The organism is Roseateles sp. P4_D2 (genome assembly GCF_056401875.1).
The window spans coordinates 255,731-268,950 of the sequence record NZ_JBFUIM010000009.1; the positions used below are offsets into that span (position 1 = coordinate 255,731).

Below are 13,220 nucleotides of genomic sequence, written 5' to 3' on the forward strand. Positions count from 1 at the left end.
GAAAGGCGGCGGCGCTCAGGCGCGCTGCAGGTCGTTGATCAGCGGCGGCGAGGCCATCAGCACCAGCAGCAACGCGATGGGCAGGGTGGCCGAGAAACCGAAGTGCTTGAAGGCCAGCGCGCCGACGAGGCCGCCGACGAAGAACAGGCCCAGCACCAGGCTGTGGATGAAAAGCTTGTCGCGATTGGCGCGGACGAAGTGCACCGAGTCGGGCGACGTGGCGCGGTTCCAGTACAGCAGCCGGCCCAGCTCGATGCCCAGGTCCGTCACCACGCCCGTCATGTGGGTGGTGCGGATCTCGGCCTGGGAGATCTTGGTCACGATGGCGTTCTGCAGGCCCATGATGAAGCACAGCAGCAGCACGGCTGTCGGCACCAGCAGGTAGGCCAGCGTGTCGAGGTGGGCCCCCAGCAGGCCGAAAGCCAGCAGCAGCGCAGCCTCCAGCAGCAGGGCCAGCGCATACCGGCTGTGCATGTGGCGCCGGCGCGCCCAGTTGATCAACAGGGCCGAGCAGGCCGCCCCCGCGATGAAGGCCAGCAGCGAGGCGAGCCCGGTCAACGCCAGCGCGACGCCGCCGGTGGCGAGATCGTCGGCCACGCCGGAGATCACGCCCGTCATGTGCGAGGTGTAGCGCTGCACGGCCAGGAAACCGCCCGCGTTGACCGCCCCGGCCACGAAGGCCAGCACCGCGCCGAGCTGCCGATTGGCCGACCGCGTGCGGTGCCTGCCGGTGAGGCGGTGCAGGAAGCTGATGGTCACAGCGCTAATTTAGTTTGAATTCAATATGATTGCAATTATCATTTGATGAACATGAGGAGCCGGCATGGAACAAAAGACCGCCCGCCTGACGGTGCTGATTGATCCGGACAAGAAGAAGGCCTTCGAGACCCTGTGCGCGCAGCAGGACCAGACACCCTCGCAGGTGGTGAGGCGCCTGATTCGCGACTACCTGGCCGCGCACGGCGTGGACTACAAGCCGGACGCAGCGGCGTCTCGCTGAGCCGAGCCGGTGCGTCGGGGCCGTGCGTGCGGCTCAGAGGGTGAGAGTTTTTCAGACGCGCCCGAAAGGCGCGTCAAAACGCCCTCGAACTAGGCGCAAAGCACAGCCATAGCGGGCTATGGCGAGCATTTGCAACGACGGGCGAGGGTGTTTTGGCGTGCAAGGCGGGCGTGGATGAAAAGCTCTCGCCCTCTCAGTCGTCGCCGCGGCCGATGTAGGCGCGGATGGCCGCGATGCGGTTCGAGGGCTCGAACTCGAACACGTCGACGACGTGAATCGTGTCGCGGCCATTGATGACGATCTGCAGCTCGGCAGCGGCGCCGTTCGGTCGTTCGTAGGCCGCCAGCACATCGATCGCCAGGCTCGCGACGGACTCGAAGTTCCTGCGCGTCTCGGCCAATGCCGCAGCCTTGCCAACGACGCGGATCTTCCAGTCGCGCAGCGTGATGGCGTCGGCGAACATGGGCTCAATCGCAGCGAGGTCGCGCGCTGCATAGGCGGCCAGGTAGGCGCGCACGAGGTCGAGTCGGTCCGTCATCGCCAGCTGTCCATGAAACGGTGGTTGTCCAGGGCTGGATGATCGCCGAGGCACGGGATGACACCCACACGAAACCTCGCTTCGCGCCAGGACAATCCGCGCCCCATGAGCCGACTCCAACAACTCCAGGCACGCATTCCCGAAGGGTCTGCCGTGCTCTTCCTGATCCAGGTCTTCGCGACGCTGGGCTTCGCAGTCCTGCAGTTCACGCTGACGCTGTACACCACGCGCCACCACGGGTTCACCAGCGAGCAGGCCGCATTGATCACCGGCGTGTTCGGCGCCTTCAACTATGGGTTGCACCTGTTCGGTGGCTACCTGGGCGGCCGTTTCCTGAGCAACCGCAACCTGTTCGTGGGCGGCATGCTGCTGCAGGTGCTGGGCTGCGGCACCGTCGCCGGCGGCAGCCTGGAAGGCCTGTACTGGGGCATGGCGCTGTTCCTGACCGGCAGCGGCCTGAACGTGACCTGCGTGAACATGATGCTGACGCAGCGCTTCACCCCCGAGGACAACCGCCGCGAGGCCGCCTTCCTGTGGAACTACGCCGGCATGAACGTCGGCTTCTTCATCGGCTTCACGGTGTCGGGCGTGTTCCAGCTCAGCGAGGACTACCCGTCGTTGTTCTGGTTCGCGACGCTGGGCAATGCCGCGGCCATCGCAGTGGCGCTGATCTTCTGGCGCACGCTGGCCGACCGCAACACGTCGCTCGCCCACCGCCGTGGCCTGGCCTTCTGGGGCCGTTTCGCCGTCGGCGCCGCCGTGCTGGTGGGGTTGGTGCCGCTGCTGGTCTGGCTGCTGAAGCAGCCGGGCGACACCGCCATCGGCATGAAGGCTTTCTGCGCTCTGGTTGCCATCGCCCTTGTCGTCATCACGGTTCGTCATCCGGTGCAGGCTGAGAAGCAGCGCATGAAGGCCTATCTGGTGCTGACCCTGGGCTCGCTGGTGTTCTGGTCGCTCTACCAGATGGCCCCGAACGGCCTGCAGCTCTATGCGGTGGGCAATGTGCTGATGAACGTCTGGGGCGTGGCCGTGGCGCCGCAGTGGGTGCAGAACATCAACACCGTCACCATCGTCATCGGCGGGCCGCTGCTGGCTGCCCTCTTCACCCGCTGGCGTGCCCGGGGCTGGCCGGTGGACATCCCGATGCAGTTCGCCGCGGCCATCGTGCTGATGGGGCTGGGCTTTCTCGTGCTGCCTGTGGGCATCCACTTTGCCGACGCCTCGGGCCGTGCTGACTTCTCCTGGCTCTTCCTCAGCTATGTGCTGCAGTCGGTCGGCGAGCTGCTGATCTCGCCCATCGGCTACGCCATGATCGGCCGCCTGGCGCCGCGGCAATACCAGGGCGTCATGATGGGCAGCTGGATGCTGGTGACCGGCCTGGCGTCACTGTTCGCGGGCGACTTCTCGGGAGTGGTGTCCCAGCCGGTGGATGGCTCACCGCTGACGACGAACGCGGCCTACGCGACGCTGTTCACGCAGCTCGCCGTCGGCAGCCTGGTCACGGGCGCCGCGCTGTTCGCGCTGCGGCCGTGGCTGCGGCGCCTGATTGGCGCCTGAGCCGCGGCGGCGCACCAGCTTGCAGCGGCCTGTCCAGGGCCTGCCTGCCGTTGCCAAACAGTTGACGCTGCGCATTGCATCAGCGCGGCAACGGCATGACATCCCGTCGTCGCGCCGCTAGGCCGCCACTCAAGGGCGAAGGTCGCGTAGACATGAGCGGCCGCCCAGGCCTGCCGGACGCGCTTCGGGTGCGGCAACCTGCCTTGATGGCATGATTTTCCGCCCGGGCCTGACCCGCTGGTTCAGTCGCCCCGACGCTGACAAGATGGGCGCATGAGATTCCTCGTTGCCCTGCTCCTGTCCGCTGCGCTCGCGCTGAGCGCCACTGCCCATGCCGGCACCGCCATCGTCATCGGTGGCGCCCTGAAGAACGACAACGATGCCGTCTGGCAGCGTATCGTCGATGAGTCCGGCGGCGCCGGCGCTCGCATCGCCGTGTTCGCCACGGCGGCGGCCAACCCGGAGCGCAGCGCCGGCCTCATCGTCGCGGCGCTGAACCGCCGCGGCGCCAATGCCGAGGCCATTCCCGTTGCGCCGCGCCAGAAGGACATCGACCTGCAGGCCAACCTCAACGACCCGGTACTGATCGCCAAGGTCGCGGCCTCGAAAGCCGTGTTCTTCTCCGGCGGCGCGCAGGAGCACATCGTCGACACACTGCAGCCCGGCGGCGAGCCGACGGCCATGCTGCTGGCCATCCGCCAGGTCTTCGACGGCGGCGGCGTCGTGGCCGGCACGAGCGCCGGCGCGGCCATCATGAGCCGCATGATGTTCCGCGACGCACCGGACAACATGCAGGTCCTCAAGGGCCAGTGGCGCGACAGGCGGGAGTTCGACCGCGGCCTGGGCTTCATCGGACCGGACTTGTTCGTCGACCAGCATTTCCTCAAGCGCGGCCGCATCGGCCGCATGCTGCCAGCCATGCGGGCACTCGGCTATACGCTGGGCCTGGGCGTGGAAGAGAACACAGCCGCCGTCGTCAAGGGCAGCGAGGTCGAGATCGTCGGCGCGCGCGGTGCACTGCTGGTGGACCTGTCCGAGGCCAGCGCCGACACCAAGTTGCCGGCCTTCAACCTGCGTGGCGCGCTGATCAGCTACCTGGACCGCGGCGACCGCCACGACCTCAAGACCGGCGTCACGATACCCGCCGCACACAAGCTGCGCGAGCCCAAGATCGACCCGGCCGCGAGCGACTACAAGCCCTATCTGCAGAACGACAACTACTTCCTCGACATCCTGGCCGACAACACCATCGTCACGGCCATGGCCCAGCTGCTGGACGGCCGCGCGCCCGAGGTGCGCGGCCTCGCCTACCGCGCGAAACCCCGCCCCGGCGACCTCTCCCCCGAGCTCGGCTTCGAGTTCCGCCTCTACAAGGGGCCTGGGCTCGTCGGCTGGTTCAGCGGCGCCCTCGGCGGCGAGGACTACACGGTGCTGAAGGCTCGCCTGGACGTCATCCCGGTGCGCATGGCCGTACCGCTGTTCACGCCGCTGGTCGCGAATTGACGGTCGAGCAAGCACTGGCTCGCCGTCGGGCGATGTGATTTACCCGAGGTCCGATGCTCAAGCGCGCATATCGGGCCATGGCAAGTTAGGCTCGCGCCCATGGCCGCCCCTTCTTCCGAACCGCGCTCGGCGCCCCGCCTGCCGCCGCTGTGGCTGTGGCTGCGCCTACCGGTGCTGATCCTGCTCGCTGCCTGCGCGGCCATGGCATCGGCAGCGCAGGCCGAACCGCCGCTATCCGAGGCCCCGAGGCGGGTCGTCTTCCTGGCCCAGGACTTCCGCAACGGCGGCATCACCGCCGTCTACCGTGGCTTCGAGCAGGCCTGCCAGGAACTCGGCTGGACCTTGAGCATCGTCAACGGCAAGGGCGACAAGGCGACGATCAGGCGTCAGTTCGACGAAGCCTTGCGTGCCGGCCCTGACGGCATCGTGCTGGGCGGCTTTGACGAAGCCGATATCGCCGACCGTCTGGCCCTGTCTTCGCGGCCTCTTCCCGTGCTGGTGGGCTGGCACGCGGCCCCGCGCCATGGGTCGACGCCTCATCTGTTCGCCAACGTCAGCACCGACCCCGCGGTCGTGGCCGACATGGCCGCGGCCTTGGTCGCCCAGCCCGGCGGTGCCCGGGCGGGCGTCGTCATCTTCAACGACAGCCGCTTCGACATCGCCAACGTCAAGACCCTGCGCATGCGCGAGGCCTTGTCGCGTTGCGCCTCATGCGAACTGCTCGCCGTGGAAGACCTGCCGATTTCGAACGCCTCCAAGGACATGCCGGCCGCGCTGGAACGGCTGCATCGGCAGTTCGGCACGCGCTGGACCCATGTGCTGGCGATCAACGACGTCTACATGGACTCCATGCACTTTCCGCTGCTGGCCCTGGGCCGCCGCGACGTCGTTGGCATCGCGGCCGGCGACGGCTCACGCACGGCACTGAGCCGCATCCGCTCGGGCCGCTCACAGCAGCTCGCGACCATCGCCGAGCCCACTGGCCAGCAGGGCTGGCAACTGGCCGATGAGCTCAAGCGCGCCTTCGCCAGGCAGCCCCCCAGCGGCCGCGTCGCCCGCCCGATCGCCATCACGACGGAGTTGCTGCGGCAACTCGGGCAATTGGAGGTCGATGACCTGCTGCCTTACCGGGCCGAGTACCGCCAGCAATGGTCGATCAGCCCACCGAGTGCGGCGAAAGCGCCGTAAGCGCCCTGGGATTCGGCCGCCAGCGGCCCGGCCAGGCGCCGTCTTGTGTGCGCCAGCAGACGGTGCGCCGGCCAGGCCGCGGGCAGACTCGCCGTCACCCCCGCTTCCTCGTCCCCCATGTCGCTCCCGCCAGACGATGCCCACGACGCGCAGGCCACCGCCCTGCTGGGCCGGCCGTTTGCGGAACTCGACGTGCGCGCGCAGCGCGTGGCTCGGCATATCGGCCTGCGCCAACCCATCACGCAGCATCCGGAAGCCGCGGCAACCACGCCGCCGACCCGGGGCCAGCGCGCCGCCGATGCGGTCACCGCGTTTGGCGGCTCCTGGCTGTTCGTCAGCCTGTTCGCGGCCGTGATGCTGGTGTGGGTGGGCATGAACGTCGTGTTGCTGGCCGCACGAGGCCAGACCTTCGATCCCTATCCCTTCATCCTGCTCAACCTTTTCCTGTCCATGCTGGCGGCGGTGCAGGCGCCCATCATCCTGATGTCGCAGAACCGCCAGTCCGAGAAGGACCGCGTCACGGCGGGGCATGACTACGAGGTCAACCTCAAGGCCGAACTCGAAATCATGCTGCTGCACGACAAGCTGGATCAGCTGCGCCAGCAGCAATGGAGCGAACTGCTGGCGCTGCAGGCCGAACAGATGCGCCTGCTGGCCGCGCTGGCGGCCGGCCTGCCGCCCATGTGCGACACCGCACAGACGCCGGCGGCCATGCCCTTGCAGCATGGCGGCGCCGTCGGCCCCGCGAACGAGCCTGGGAACCGTGCCTGGTTTGCCCAGCCGTAGCACGGCGGCCGGCGGCGCCTCTGTGCGATAGCGCACGGTCCTACCCAACAGGCACCGTCAGGATCGACGTCTTAGCGGGAGTCAGCCCATGTACGTCGTCCAGCCACGCCCAACGGCGTGGAACCTCCGTTGCTTGCCTGCACCCAGGTGAGCACCTTCATCGGCCCTCGGCTACCGCTGGCGCTGGCGCTGGCGCTGACGCAATAAGGGCGACGCCCCCAGCATGCCAAAAATGTTTATGTGCGATGCCGTACACACGGCAGGCCAGGCGCTGGATAGAGTTGTTGCTTCTAAGTCGCGCCAGCGCGGGAGGATTGATGTCTGCACCGCTTGACGCCCTGGCCCCTCGCAGCAACCGCCTGCTGGCCGCCCTGCCGGGCGAGGAATGGGACCGCTGGGCCGACCAGCTGGAGTTCGTGCCACTGAAACTGGGCCAGGTCATCTACGAGTCCGGCCGGCCACAGAGCCACGTGTATTTCCCCACCACGGCCATCGTGTCGCTGCTCTATGTGCTGGAGGACGGCGCCTCGGCCGAAATCGCCGTGGTGGGCTACGAAGGCGTGGTCGGCGTATCGCTCTTCATGGGCGGCGAGACCACCCCGAGCCGTGCAGTGGTGCAAAGCGCCGGCGGCGCCTTCCGGCTGCGCGCGGCGGCCATCAAGGTGGAGTTCAACCGCTACGGCGTGGGCATGCACCTGCTGCTGCGCTACACGCAGGCGCTGCTGACGCAGATGGCGCAGACGGCGGTCTGCAACCGCCATCATCTGCTGGAGCAGCAGCTGTGCCGCTGGCTGCTGCTCAGCCTGGACCGCATCGCCGGCGAGCAGCTGGTGATGACGCAGGAGCTGATCGCCAATATGCTGGGCGTGCGCCGTGAAGGCGTCACCGAGGCGGCGCTGAACCTGCAAAAGCTCGGCCTGATCGACTACGCGCGGGGCCACATCACCGTGCTGGACCGCGCGGGGCTGGAACAGCGCAGCTGCGAATGCTATGGCGTCGTCAAGCAGGAGTACGACCGGCTGCTGAACTGGCCGGCAATTCCCTTGCCCTGACCCGCAGCGTGTGCTGGCGCACAGCGGCAATCAACAAGTGATGTGCAGACTGGTGCATGACTGCCAACCAGTTGCTCGATCACCTGCCCGCCGCCGAGTTGCGGCGCCTGCTGGCGCAGAGCATTCAGGTGCCCTTGCGCAGCGGGCAGCGGTTGGGCACCCAGGACCAGCCTGCCCGCGTGCTGCTGTTCCCGCTGCAGGGTTTCCTTTCGCTGGTCACGCTCATGGACGCTCACCCGCCGCTGCAGGTGGGCATGGTGGGCTGCGAGGGCGTGGTGGGCGTGCAGTTGCTGCTGGGCGTGGCCACCAGCCCGGTGAGCGTGATGGTGCAGGAGGACGGCCAGGCCTGGAGCCTGACCGCCGCGGCGCTGCGCAGCCAGTTGCCCGACAGCCCGGGGCTGCGCCGGCTGCTGATGCGCTATCTACTGGTGCAGCTGAGGCTTTCAGCGACGGCCGCGGCCTGCCTGCACTTCCATGCCCTGCAGGCGCGGCTGGCACGCTGGCTGCTGATGGGGCAGGACCGAGCGCAGGGCGACGGCTTCGCGGTCACGCAGGAAGGCATGGCCCACCTGCTGGGCGTGCGGCGCGTCGGCGTCACGGTGGCGGCGGGCGCGCTGCAGGAGGCTGGCCTGATCCGCTACCACCGGGGCTGGGTCACGGTCAGCGACCGCGCCGGCCTGGAGGCGGCGGCCTGCGGCTGCTATGCGCAGGACCGGGCGAGCTACCGCGCCGGCATGAAATTCCCCCCTGGAAACGGCGCTCCGCACGCTGACGAACATGCGCCGGTGGCCGCGTTTTCTGCAAGCCACGTCATCCCATGACGCCGCGGAGTTCCCTCATGAGGCCACGCATCCCGCAACTGCACCGGCGGCACTGCGGCAAAGCCGGGACGGGTCAGCTTGCAGCCGGCATCAACACGGTGTCGATCACATGGATGACGCCGTTGGTGGCTTCGATGTCGCGCTCGACGACGCGGGCCTTGTTCACGCGCAGGCCGGCCGGGGTCATGTCGATGGCCAGGTCTTCGCCTTGCAGCGACTTCAGCGTGGCGGGCTGGCCGCCCGCCGCAGCGGCCTTCACATGGCCCGCCACCACGTGCAGCAGCAGGATGGCCGTCAGCCTGGCCTTGCTCTCGGGCTTGAGCAGGTCGACCAGCTCGTTCCTGGCGAGCTTGTCGAAGGCCTTGTCGTTGGGTGCGAAGAAGGTGTAAGGCCCCGAGCCGTCGAGCACGTCGGCCAGGCCGGCGGCCTTGACGGCCGCCATCAGGTGCTTGAAGTGGCCGGTCCTGTGGACCGTGGCCAGCAGGTTGTCCTGCAGGGCGGCCTTGCTCGGGTTGTTGGTGACGACGGCGGCAATCATGAGAGCTTTCTGGTGGAGGGATGCATGCAAATGCTGCCCCTCAGGATTGCCGGGGTCTGTGCGCTGGAGCACCCGCCCGTGGTTCAGGCGCGCGGTTCGCCGTTGGCATTGACCGTCACGGTGGCGCCGGGCGGCGTGGCAACCTGCATGTGGTGCTGCTGGCCGCGGAAGTTGTAGGTCACGTCCCAGTAGGCAGGGTTCTGCGCAACCGGCCGGTCATCGCAGCGCTGCACGTCGCGGGTCACCACCGATTCGCCACTGTTGTTGCGGCCGATGTTGTTGCCCACCACGCCACCGGCCACTGCACCGCCGGCCGTGGCCAGCACTCGCCCCGTGCCGCCGCCGACCTGATGGCCGAGGATGCCGCCAATGACCGCGCCGATGACGGTGCCGGGCACGCTGTTGTCGCTGCGGCGGCCGTCGCCGACCTGCTCACGCTCCGTCCAGCAGCGCCGCTGGCCGGACTCGCCGTAGATCGCCCGCACATCGCTCACGGTCGCCTGGTACAGGCGCTCGCGGTCGCGGCGGCGGTAGTCGGCCGGCACGCTCGGGTAGGGCGCATAGCTCAGCTCGTCATCGCGGGCATTGCGCTGCACGGCGCGCACCGACGAGATCTGCTCGTCCAGCCCCATGGCTTCGAGCGACGGGTACTGGCCGGGGCGCAGCACGCGGCAACGGCCCGAATAGCGCTGGTCCACGCAGACCTCCCAGCGCTGGCTGCGCACCACCACCGACGAGGCCCTGTCGTTGAAGTTGTTGCTTCTGAAATTGCTGACGCTGCCGTTGCTGGTCATGGAGCGGCCCTGGAAGTTGGCTTGCTCATAAAAGGTGATCTGCGCCAGCGCGGGCGTGCTGGCCGAAAGGGCCAGCAGCAGGCCAAGGGCGTTGCGGCGCAGGGAGTGTGTTTGGGGGGTATGCATGGCGTTCTCCGGTGTCGGGGCGAGGCCCGTGAGGAAAGTCTGTGCCGTGTCGGGCAACCCGTCTGTACGGTGGCGGACCCAGCCGGCGCTGAAGCACTGACGCGCGAGCGCTCCAGTGTTCGGCAGCGCACAGACCGTTGGCCCAGGCTCGGCGAGCCTTGCGGCCCGTCACCCGACAAACCGGCAAACACCGCATGGACTGGCTGCTCGCCGCTTTTGTCCTTCTCGCCGCCCTGGCCCTCGCGATCACGCTGCTTCTGGGAGCGCGTCGCCAGCGCCGCTGGCGCTCACAGTCCAGGGCGCTGATCGCCAAGCTCAATGCCGAGCCGGGCCCAGCGGGCGTCACCCATTTCGACCCCGCGGAACTCATCCATTTGCCGGCACCGGTGCAGCGCTATCTGCGCATCGCGCTGACCGCCGGCCAGCCACTGGTGCGCGGCGTGAGGTTGACGCAGAGCGGCTTCCTCAACCTGTCGGCTGCCGGCGACCGTTGGCAGCCCTTCACGGCCGAGCAGCAGGTCGCCACGCGCGGACCGGGCTTTCTGTGGAATGCCCGCGTCGGGCTGTTCTCCGGCCTGAGCGTGCGCGTGCAGGACAGCTATCTGGCCGGCGCGGGCCTGCTGCATGCGGCCCTGCTTGGCGTGCTCGACATGGCTCGCCAGCAGGGCGGGGGCGAGCTGGCACGCGGGGAGCTGATGCGTTTCCTGGCCGAGGCGCCCTGGTACCCCACGGCCCTGCTGCCCAGCCAGGGCGTGAGCTGGGCGGCGGTGGACGCGCGCCAAGCCGATGCCACGCTGGCCGACGGCGCCGTCTCGGTGACGCTGCGCTTCAAGTTCGGCGATGCCGGCCTGGTGGACACGGTGCGCGCCGAGGCGCGCGGGCGCAAGGTTGGCCGGATGACTGAAATGGCCCCCTGGGAAGGGCGCTGGAAGGAGTGGACGACCCGCGACGGCATGCGCGTGCCTCTGGCCGGCGAGGTGGCCTGGCTGCTGCTCAGCGGGCGCCAGACCTATTGGCGCGGACGCCTGGGCAAGCTGCGCTACCGCTTCAGCGCTTGATGGGGGCGCACGGGCCATCGGTGCGGTGTGCGAACACGAGCCGAAGGATCGGCTTGGAGGGTGGCATTCAACGCGACCCCTTCTGGCCCTTGCGGCCGGCGTGCTTGTGACGCTCGGGCATGTGGGTCGACGGCTTGGGCAGCTCGGGCTTGATATCCAGCACGGGCGGGTGGCCGGCGGGTTCCGCGGGCTTGTTCCTGGCCTTCATCGACTGCTTCATGGGGTGCTCCGGCATTGAGGTCCAGGCGACGAAGGATTTCTGGCCAGGACTGCCCAGACCTTAGGACGGCCGCGCGCGCTTGACTGTGCGGCAGCGCACACGCCGCGTACCGGGCCGCGTGCGCTGCCGCACAGACCCGCCGCGGCGTGCACGCCCAAGCTCCCAGTGCCCTTGCAGCAAAGGCCACCATGAAAGCAGAGCCACAGCGCCGTCCGCCCGCGATGCCCGCACCCAGCGATGCCGATCTCGCTTACATGGCGCAGGCGGCATTGATGTGGAACCCATCCCTGCCCCCGGGCGGGATCCGGGCCCGCGTTGAAGCCGGCTGGCTGACCTTGTCGGGTGAAGTGCGCTGGCACTGCCAGCGCCAGGACGCGGTCAACTGCGTGCGCCATCTGCCCGGTCTTGCCGGCGTCAACAACTGCATCACGCTGCAACCGTCAGTGCCGCAAACGCCCTTCAGGGACACGACCTGAAGCGTGGAAGGCATGAGGCGCGCCTACAGCCGGCCCATCAGCCAGAGCACGATGAGGATCAACAGCAGCAAGCCGATGCCGCCCGAGGGCATATAGCCCCAACTGCGGCTGTGCGGCCAGGTCGGAAAGGCGCCGACCAGCAGCAGGATCAGCACGATCAAAAGAATGGTTGAGATGCTCATGACGTTCTCCTTGAGCGAAGGCGCTCGGCCTGATTCATGCCGACGCCGCCGAAGCGGCGGGTGTCACGACGACAACGGCGGCGGCGCCTGCTTTGCCGGCCTCGCCCGTGGCGCCGGTGGCCCCGGGCGGCCCCGGTTCGCCCGCAGGGCCGGGGGCGACGATGACCGTGGGCGGTGGTTCATTGCGCTGGCAACCGCCCAGCAGCAGCGCCAGCATGGGCAAGCACAGGGCCAGCGCTGTTGAGCGTGAAGACATGAAGATTCCTTTGCGACAGACCACACCGGGAGGTGCTCCAGCACAAGGTAGCCACGCGATGCGGTCGTGTCGGTGCGGTAGCGCACCAGGGGTGCACCGGCAGTTCGGACTACCCCGTTGCCGGCCCGCCGGTATGTAAGCGGCTCAACGTCCTACAGCCACGCGCTGGCGCTGAGGACATTGTTGAGGGGCGCTCAAGGTTGAGCAGTGCAGGTCTCAGGCATGAGAACCCCCTTCCGACTGAACGTGCCGAATTGGTTCGACAACCTCGGCTCCGAGTTGCTCCGGTCGCACGCGGCGCCGAGGCCGCTGTGGCGTCGCGCCATTGAACAGCGCCGTAGAACGCGCCGACTGGCGCCGGCGGCCACCACTCGCACGCAACCACCACTGCCGGCACGCCCATGAGCGGCTTCTGGATCTCCACGCCCTTCTCCCAGGAGCCGCGCATCGTGCTGGTCCGCTGGCGGGCCTGGGAGGTGCAGGTGCCCAGCTACGACGCCCCCACCTGGCATCTCGTCGGCTACATCGAGGACGAGCACTGCGCCAAGGTCTCGTCGGCCGTGGCCTTTGTGCACATCGACACCGAGGAAGTGACCACCAAGACGGGCCGCACCTATGCGCTCAACGGGCCGCCCAGCATCGATGCCGACGCGGCCCATCTCTGGGACAGCTGGCGCAAACAGCATGGCGCCGTGGTGCTGCGGGAGGTCACGACGGATGTGCTGGATGGGCGGCAGCCGGTGGCGGTGAACTTGATCCAGCCGCCGGGATAGGCGCCTTCGTTTACCGACGTGCCTTGAGGCCTGCCCAGGCCCCATAAATGGCCGCGGGGATGGTGACGAGGGTCGCCAGCGCCGTGAACCAAGCCGACTGCGCCGCGTCGGAGAGCAGCAAGCCGGTGGCAATGCTCAGTACGCCGAACGCAGCTGCGTGCCAGTACGGCACGGTTGGAGCCAGGCGGGCGCAGATTGCGCCACCCATGGCAGTCGTCAACGTCCCGAGCACAAAGACAACTGCCAAGTACTCGGGTTGGGCGGCAAGCGCCGCGACGTCAGCCGACGTCGAAACACTGCCTGGCCAAAGAGCAAGGACGGCAAAGCCCGAGACGACGTCCAAGGCGAGCAT

17 protein-coding genes and 1 pseudogene are annotated in these 13,220 nt (G+C 68.3%); 10 read left to right on the plus strand and 8 right to left on the minus strand.

Annotation, left to right across the window (positions count from 1 at the left end):
* Positions 1-15: 15 nt before the first annotated feature.
* A complete protein-coding gene (locus AC1DW0_RS18050; RefSeq protein WP_056202624.1) occupies positions 16-759 on the minus strand; it encodes a YoaK family protein in 744 nt (247 codons plus the stop codon).
* Positions 760-823: 64 nt separating this feature from the next.
* Between AC1DW0_RS18050 and AC1DW0_RS18055 the strand changes: the two genes are divergently transcribed.
* Positions 824-1,000, plus strand: a complete 177-nt coding sequence (locus AC1DW0_RS18055; RefSeq protein ID WP_057296700.1) for a ribbon-helix-helix protein, CopG family — start codon at positions 824-826, stop codon at positions 998-1,000.
* A gap of 193 nt (positions 1,001-1,193) precedes the next feature.
* Here the strand turns inward: AC1DW0_RS18055 and AC1DW0_RS18060 are convergent, their stop codons facing one another.
* The gene (locus tag AC1DW0_RS18060) at positions 1,194-1,538 is read right to left on the minus strand and encodes a nuclear transport factor 2 family protein (protein ID WP_477947185.1); all 345 of its coding nucleotides are present in this window, start codon (positions 1,536-1,538) and stop codon (positions 1,194-1,196) included.
* Positions 1,539-1,643: 105 nt separating this feature from the next.
* Between AC1DW0_RS18060 and AC1DW0_RS18065 the strand changes: the two genes are divergently transcribed.
* The 6 genes and pseudogenes from AC1DW0_RS18065 (at position 1,644) to AC1DW0_RS18090 (ending at position 8,445) form a co-directional block, all read left to right on the plus strand.
* Positions 1,644-3,095 (plus strand): peptide MFS transporter, encoded by a 1,452-nt coding sequence (locus tag AC1DW0_RS18065; protein WP_477947187.1) that lies wholly within the window; start codon positions 1,644-1,646, stop codon positions 3,093-3,095.
* Between the two features lie 273 nt (positions 3,096-3,368).
* On the plus strand, positions 3,369-4,598 hold the full coding sequence (locus AC1DW0_RS18070) for a cyanophycinase (RefSeq protein WP_056202603.1): 1,230 nt from the start codon (positions 3,369-3,371) through the stop codon (positions 4,596-4,598).
* A 99-nt stretch (positions 4,599-4,697) separates the two neighbouring features.
* Positions 4,698-5,786, plus strand: a complete 1,089-nt coding sequence (locus tag AC1DW0_RS18075) for a substrate-binding domain-containing protein (protein ID WP_056202601.1) — start codon at positions 4,698-4,700, stop codon at positions 5,784-5,786.
* A gap of 117 nt (positions 5,787-5,903) precedes the next feature.
* Positions 5,904-6,449: pseudogene (locus AC1DW0_RS18080) on the plus strand (DUF1003 domain-containing protein); the annotation flags it as partial.
* 440 nt (positions 6,450-6,889) lie between these two features.
* Positions 6,890-7,624 (plus strand): Crp/Fnr family transcriptional regulator, encoded by a 735-nt coding sequence (locus AC1DW0_RS18085; protein ID WP_056202599.1) that lies wholly within the window; start codon positions 6,890-6,892, stop codon positions 7,622-7,624.
* Positions 7,625-7,680: 56 nt separating this feature from the next.
* The gene (locus tag AC1DW0_RS18090) at positions 7,681-8,445 is read left to right on the plus strand and encodes a Crp/Fnr family transcriptional regulator (RefSeq protein WP_082532944.1); all 765 of its coding nucleotides are present in this window, start codon (positions 7,681-7,683) and stop codon (positions 8,443-8,445) included.
* Between the two features lie 73 nt (positions 8,446-8,518).
* Here AC1DW0_RS18090 and AC1DW0_RS18095 read toward each other — a convergent pair whose 3' ends face one another.
* Together AC1DW0_RS18095 and AC1DW0_RS18100 are read right to left on the minus strand one after the other, a co-directional pair.
* The gene (locus tag AC1DW0_RS18095; protein WP_056202596.1) at positions 8,519-8,983 is read right to left on the minus strand and encodes a fasciclin domain-containing protein; all 465 of its coding nucleotides are present in this window, start codon (positions 8,981-8,983) and stop codon (positions 8,519-8,521) included.
* A gap of 83 nt (positions 8,984-9,066) precedes the next feature.
* A complete protein-coding gene (locus AC1DW0_RS18100; protein ID WP_056202593.1) occupies positions 9,067-9,903 on the minus strand; it encodes a beta/gamma crystallin-related protein in 837 nt (278 codons plus the stop codon).
* Between the two features lie 194 nt (positions 9,904-10,097).
* On the opposite strand from AC1DW0_RS18100, the gene AC1DW0_RS18105 reads away from it, so the two are divergent.
* A complete protein-coding gene (locus tag AC1DW0_RS18105) occupies positions 10,098-10,961 on the plus strand; it encodes a DUF6920 family protein (RefSeq protein ID WP_457350368.1) in 864 nt (287 codons plus the stop codon).
* 67 nt (positions 10,962-11,028) lie between these two features.
* Here the strand turns inward: AC1DW0_RS18105 and AC1DW0_RS18110 are convergent, their stop codons facing one another.
* Positions 11,029-11,181, minus strand: a complete 153-nt coding sequence (locus tag AC1DW0_RS18110; protein WP_477947190.1) for a hypothetical protein — start codon at positions 11,179-11,181, stop codon at positions 11,029-11,031.
* A gap of 188 nt (positions 11,182-11,369) precedes the next feature.
* Between AC1DW0_RS18110 and AC1DW0_RS18115 the strand changes: the two genes are divergently transcribed.
* On the plus strand, positions 11,370-11,657 hold the full coding sequence (locus tag AC1DW0_RS18115; protein ID WP_477947192.1) for a BON domain-containing protein: 288 nt from the start codon (positions 11,370-11,372) through the stop codon (positions 11,655-11,657).
* Between the two features lie 23 nt (positions 11,658-11,680).
* Here the strand turns inward: AC1DW0_RS18115 and AC1DW0_RS18120 are convergent, their stop codons facing one another.
* Both AC1DW0_RS18120 and AC1DW0_RS18125 read right to left on the minus strand, forming a co-directional pair.
* Positions 11,681-11,839, minus strand: coding sequence for a DUF3309 family protein (locus AC1DW0_RS18120; RefSeq protein ID WP_082532942.1), 159 nt, complete (start codon positions 11,837-11,839; stop codon positions 11,681-11,683).
* 34 nt (positions 11,840-11,873) lie between these two features.
* Positions 11,874-12,095 carry a hypothetical protein gene (locus tag AC1DW0_RS18125; RefSeq protein WP_457350376.1) on the minus strand — a complete coding sequence of 74 codons (222 nt, stop codon included), beginning with the start codon at positions 12,093-12,095 and terminating at the stop codon, positions 11,874-11,876.
* A gap of 401 nt (positions 12,096-12,496) precedes the next feature.
* On the opposite strand from AC1DW0_RS18125, the gene AC1DW0_RS18130 reads away from it, so the two are divergent.
* On the plus strand, positions 12,497-12,868 hold the full coding sequence (locus AC1DW0_RS18130; protein WP_056202586.1) for a hypothetical protein: 372 nt from the start codon (positions 12,497-12,499) through the stop codon (positions 12,866-12,868).
* 10 nt (positions 12,869-12,878) lie between these two features.
* On the opposite strand, the gene AC1DW0_RS18135 is transcribed toward AC1DW0_RS18130, so the two are convergent.
* Positions 12,879-13,220, minus strand: coding sequence for a hypothetical protein (locus AC1DW0_RS18135; RefSeq protein WP_457350378.1), 342 nt, complete (start codon positions 13,218-13,220; stop codon positions 12,879-12,881).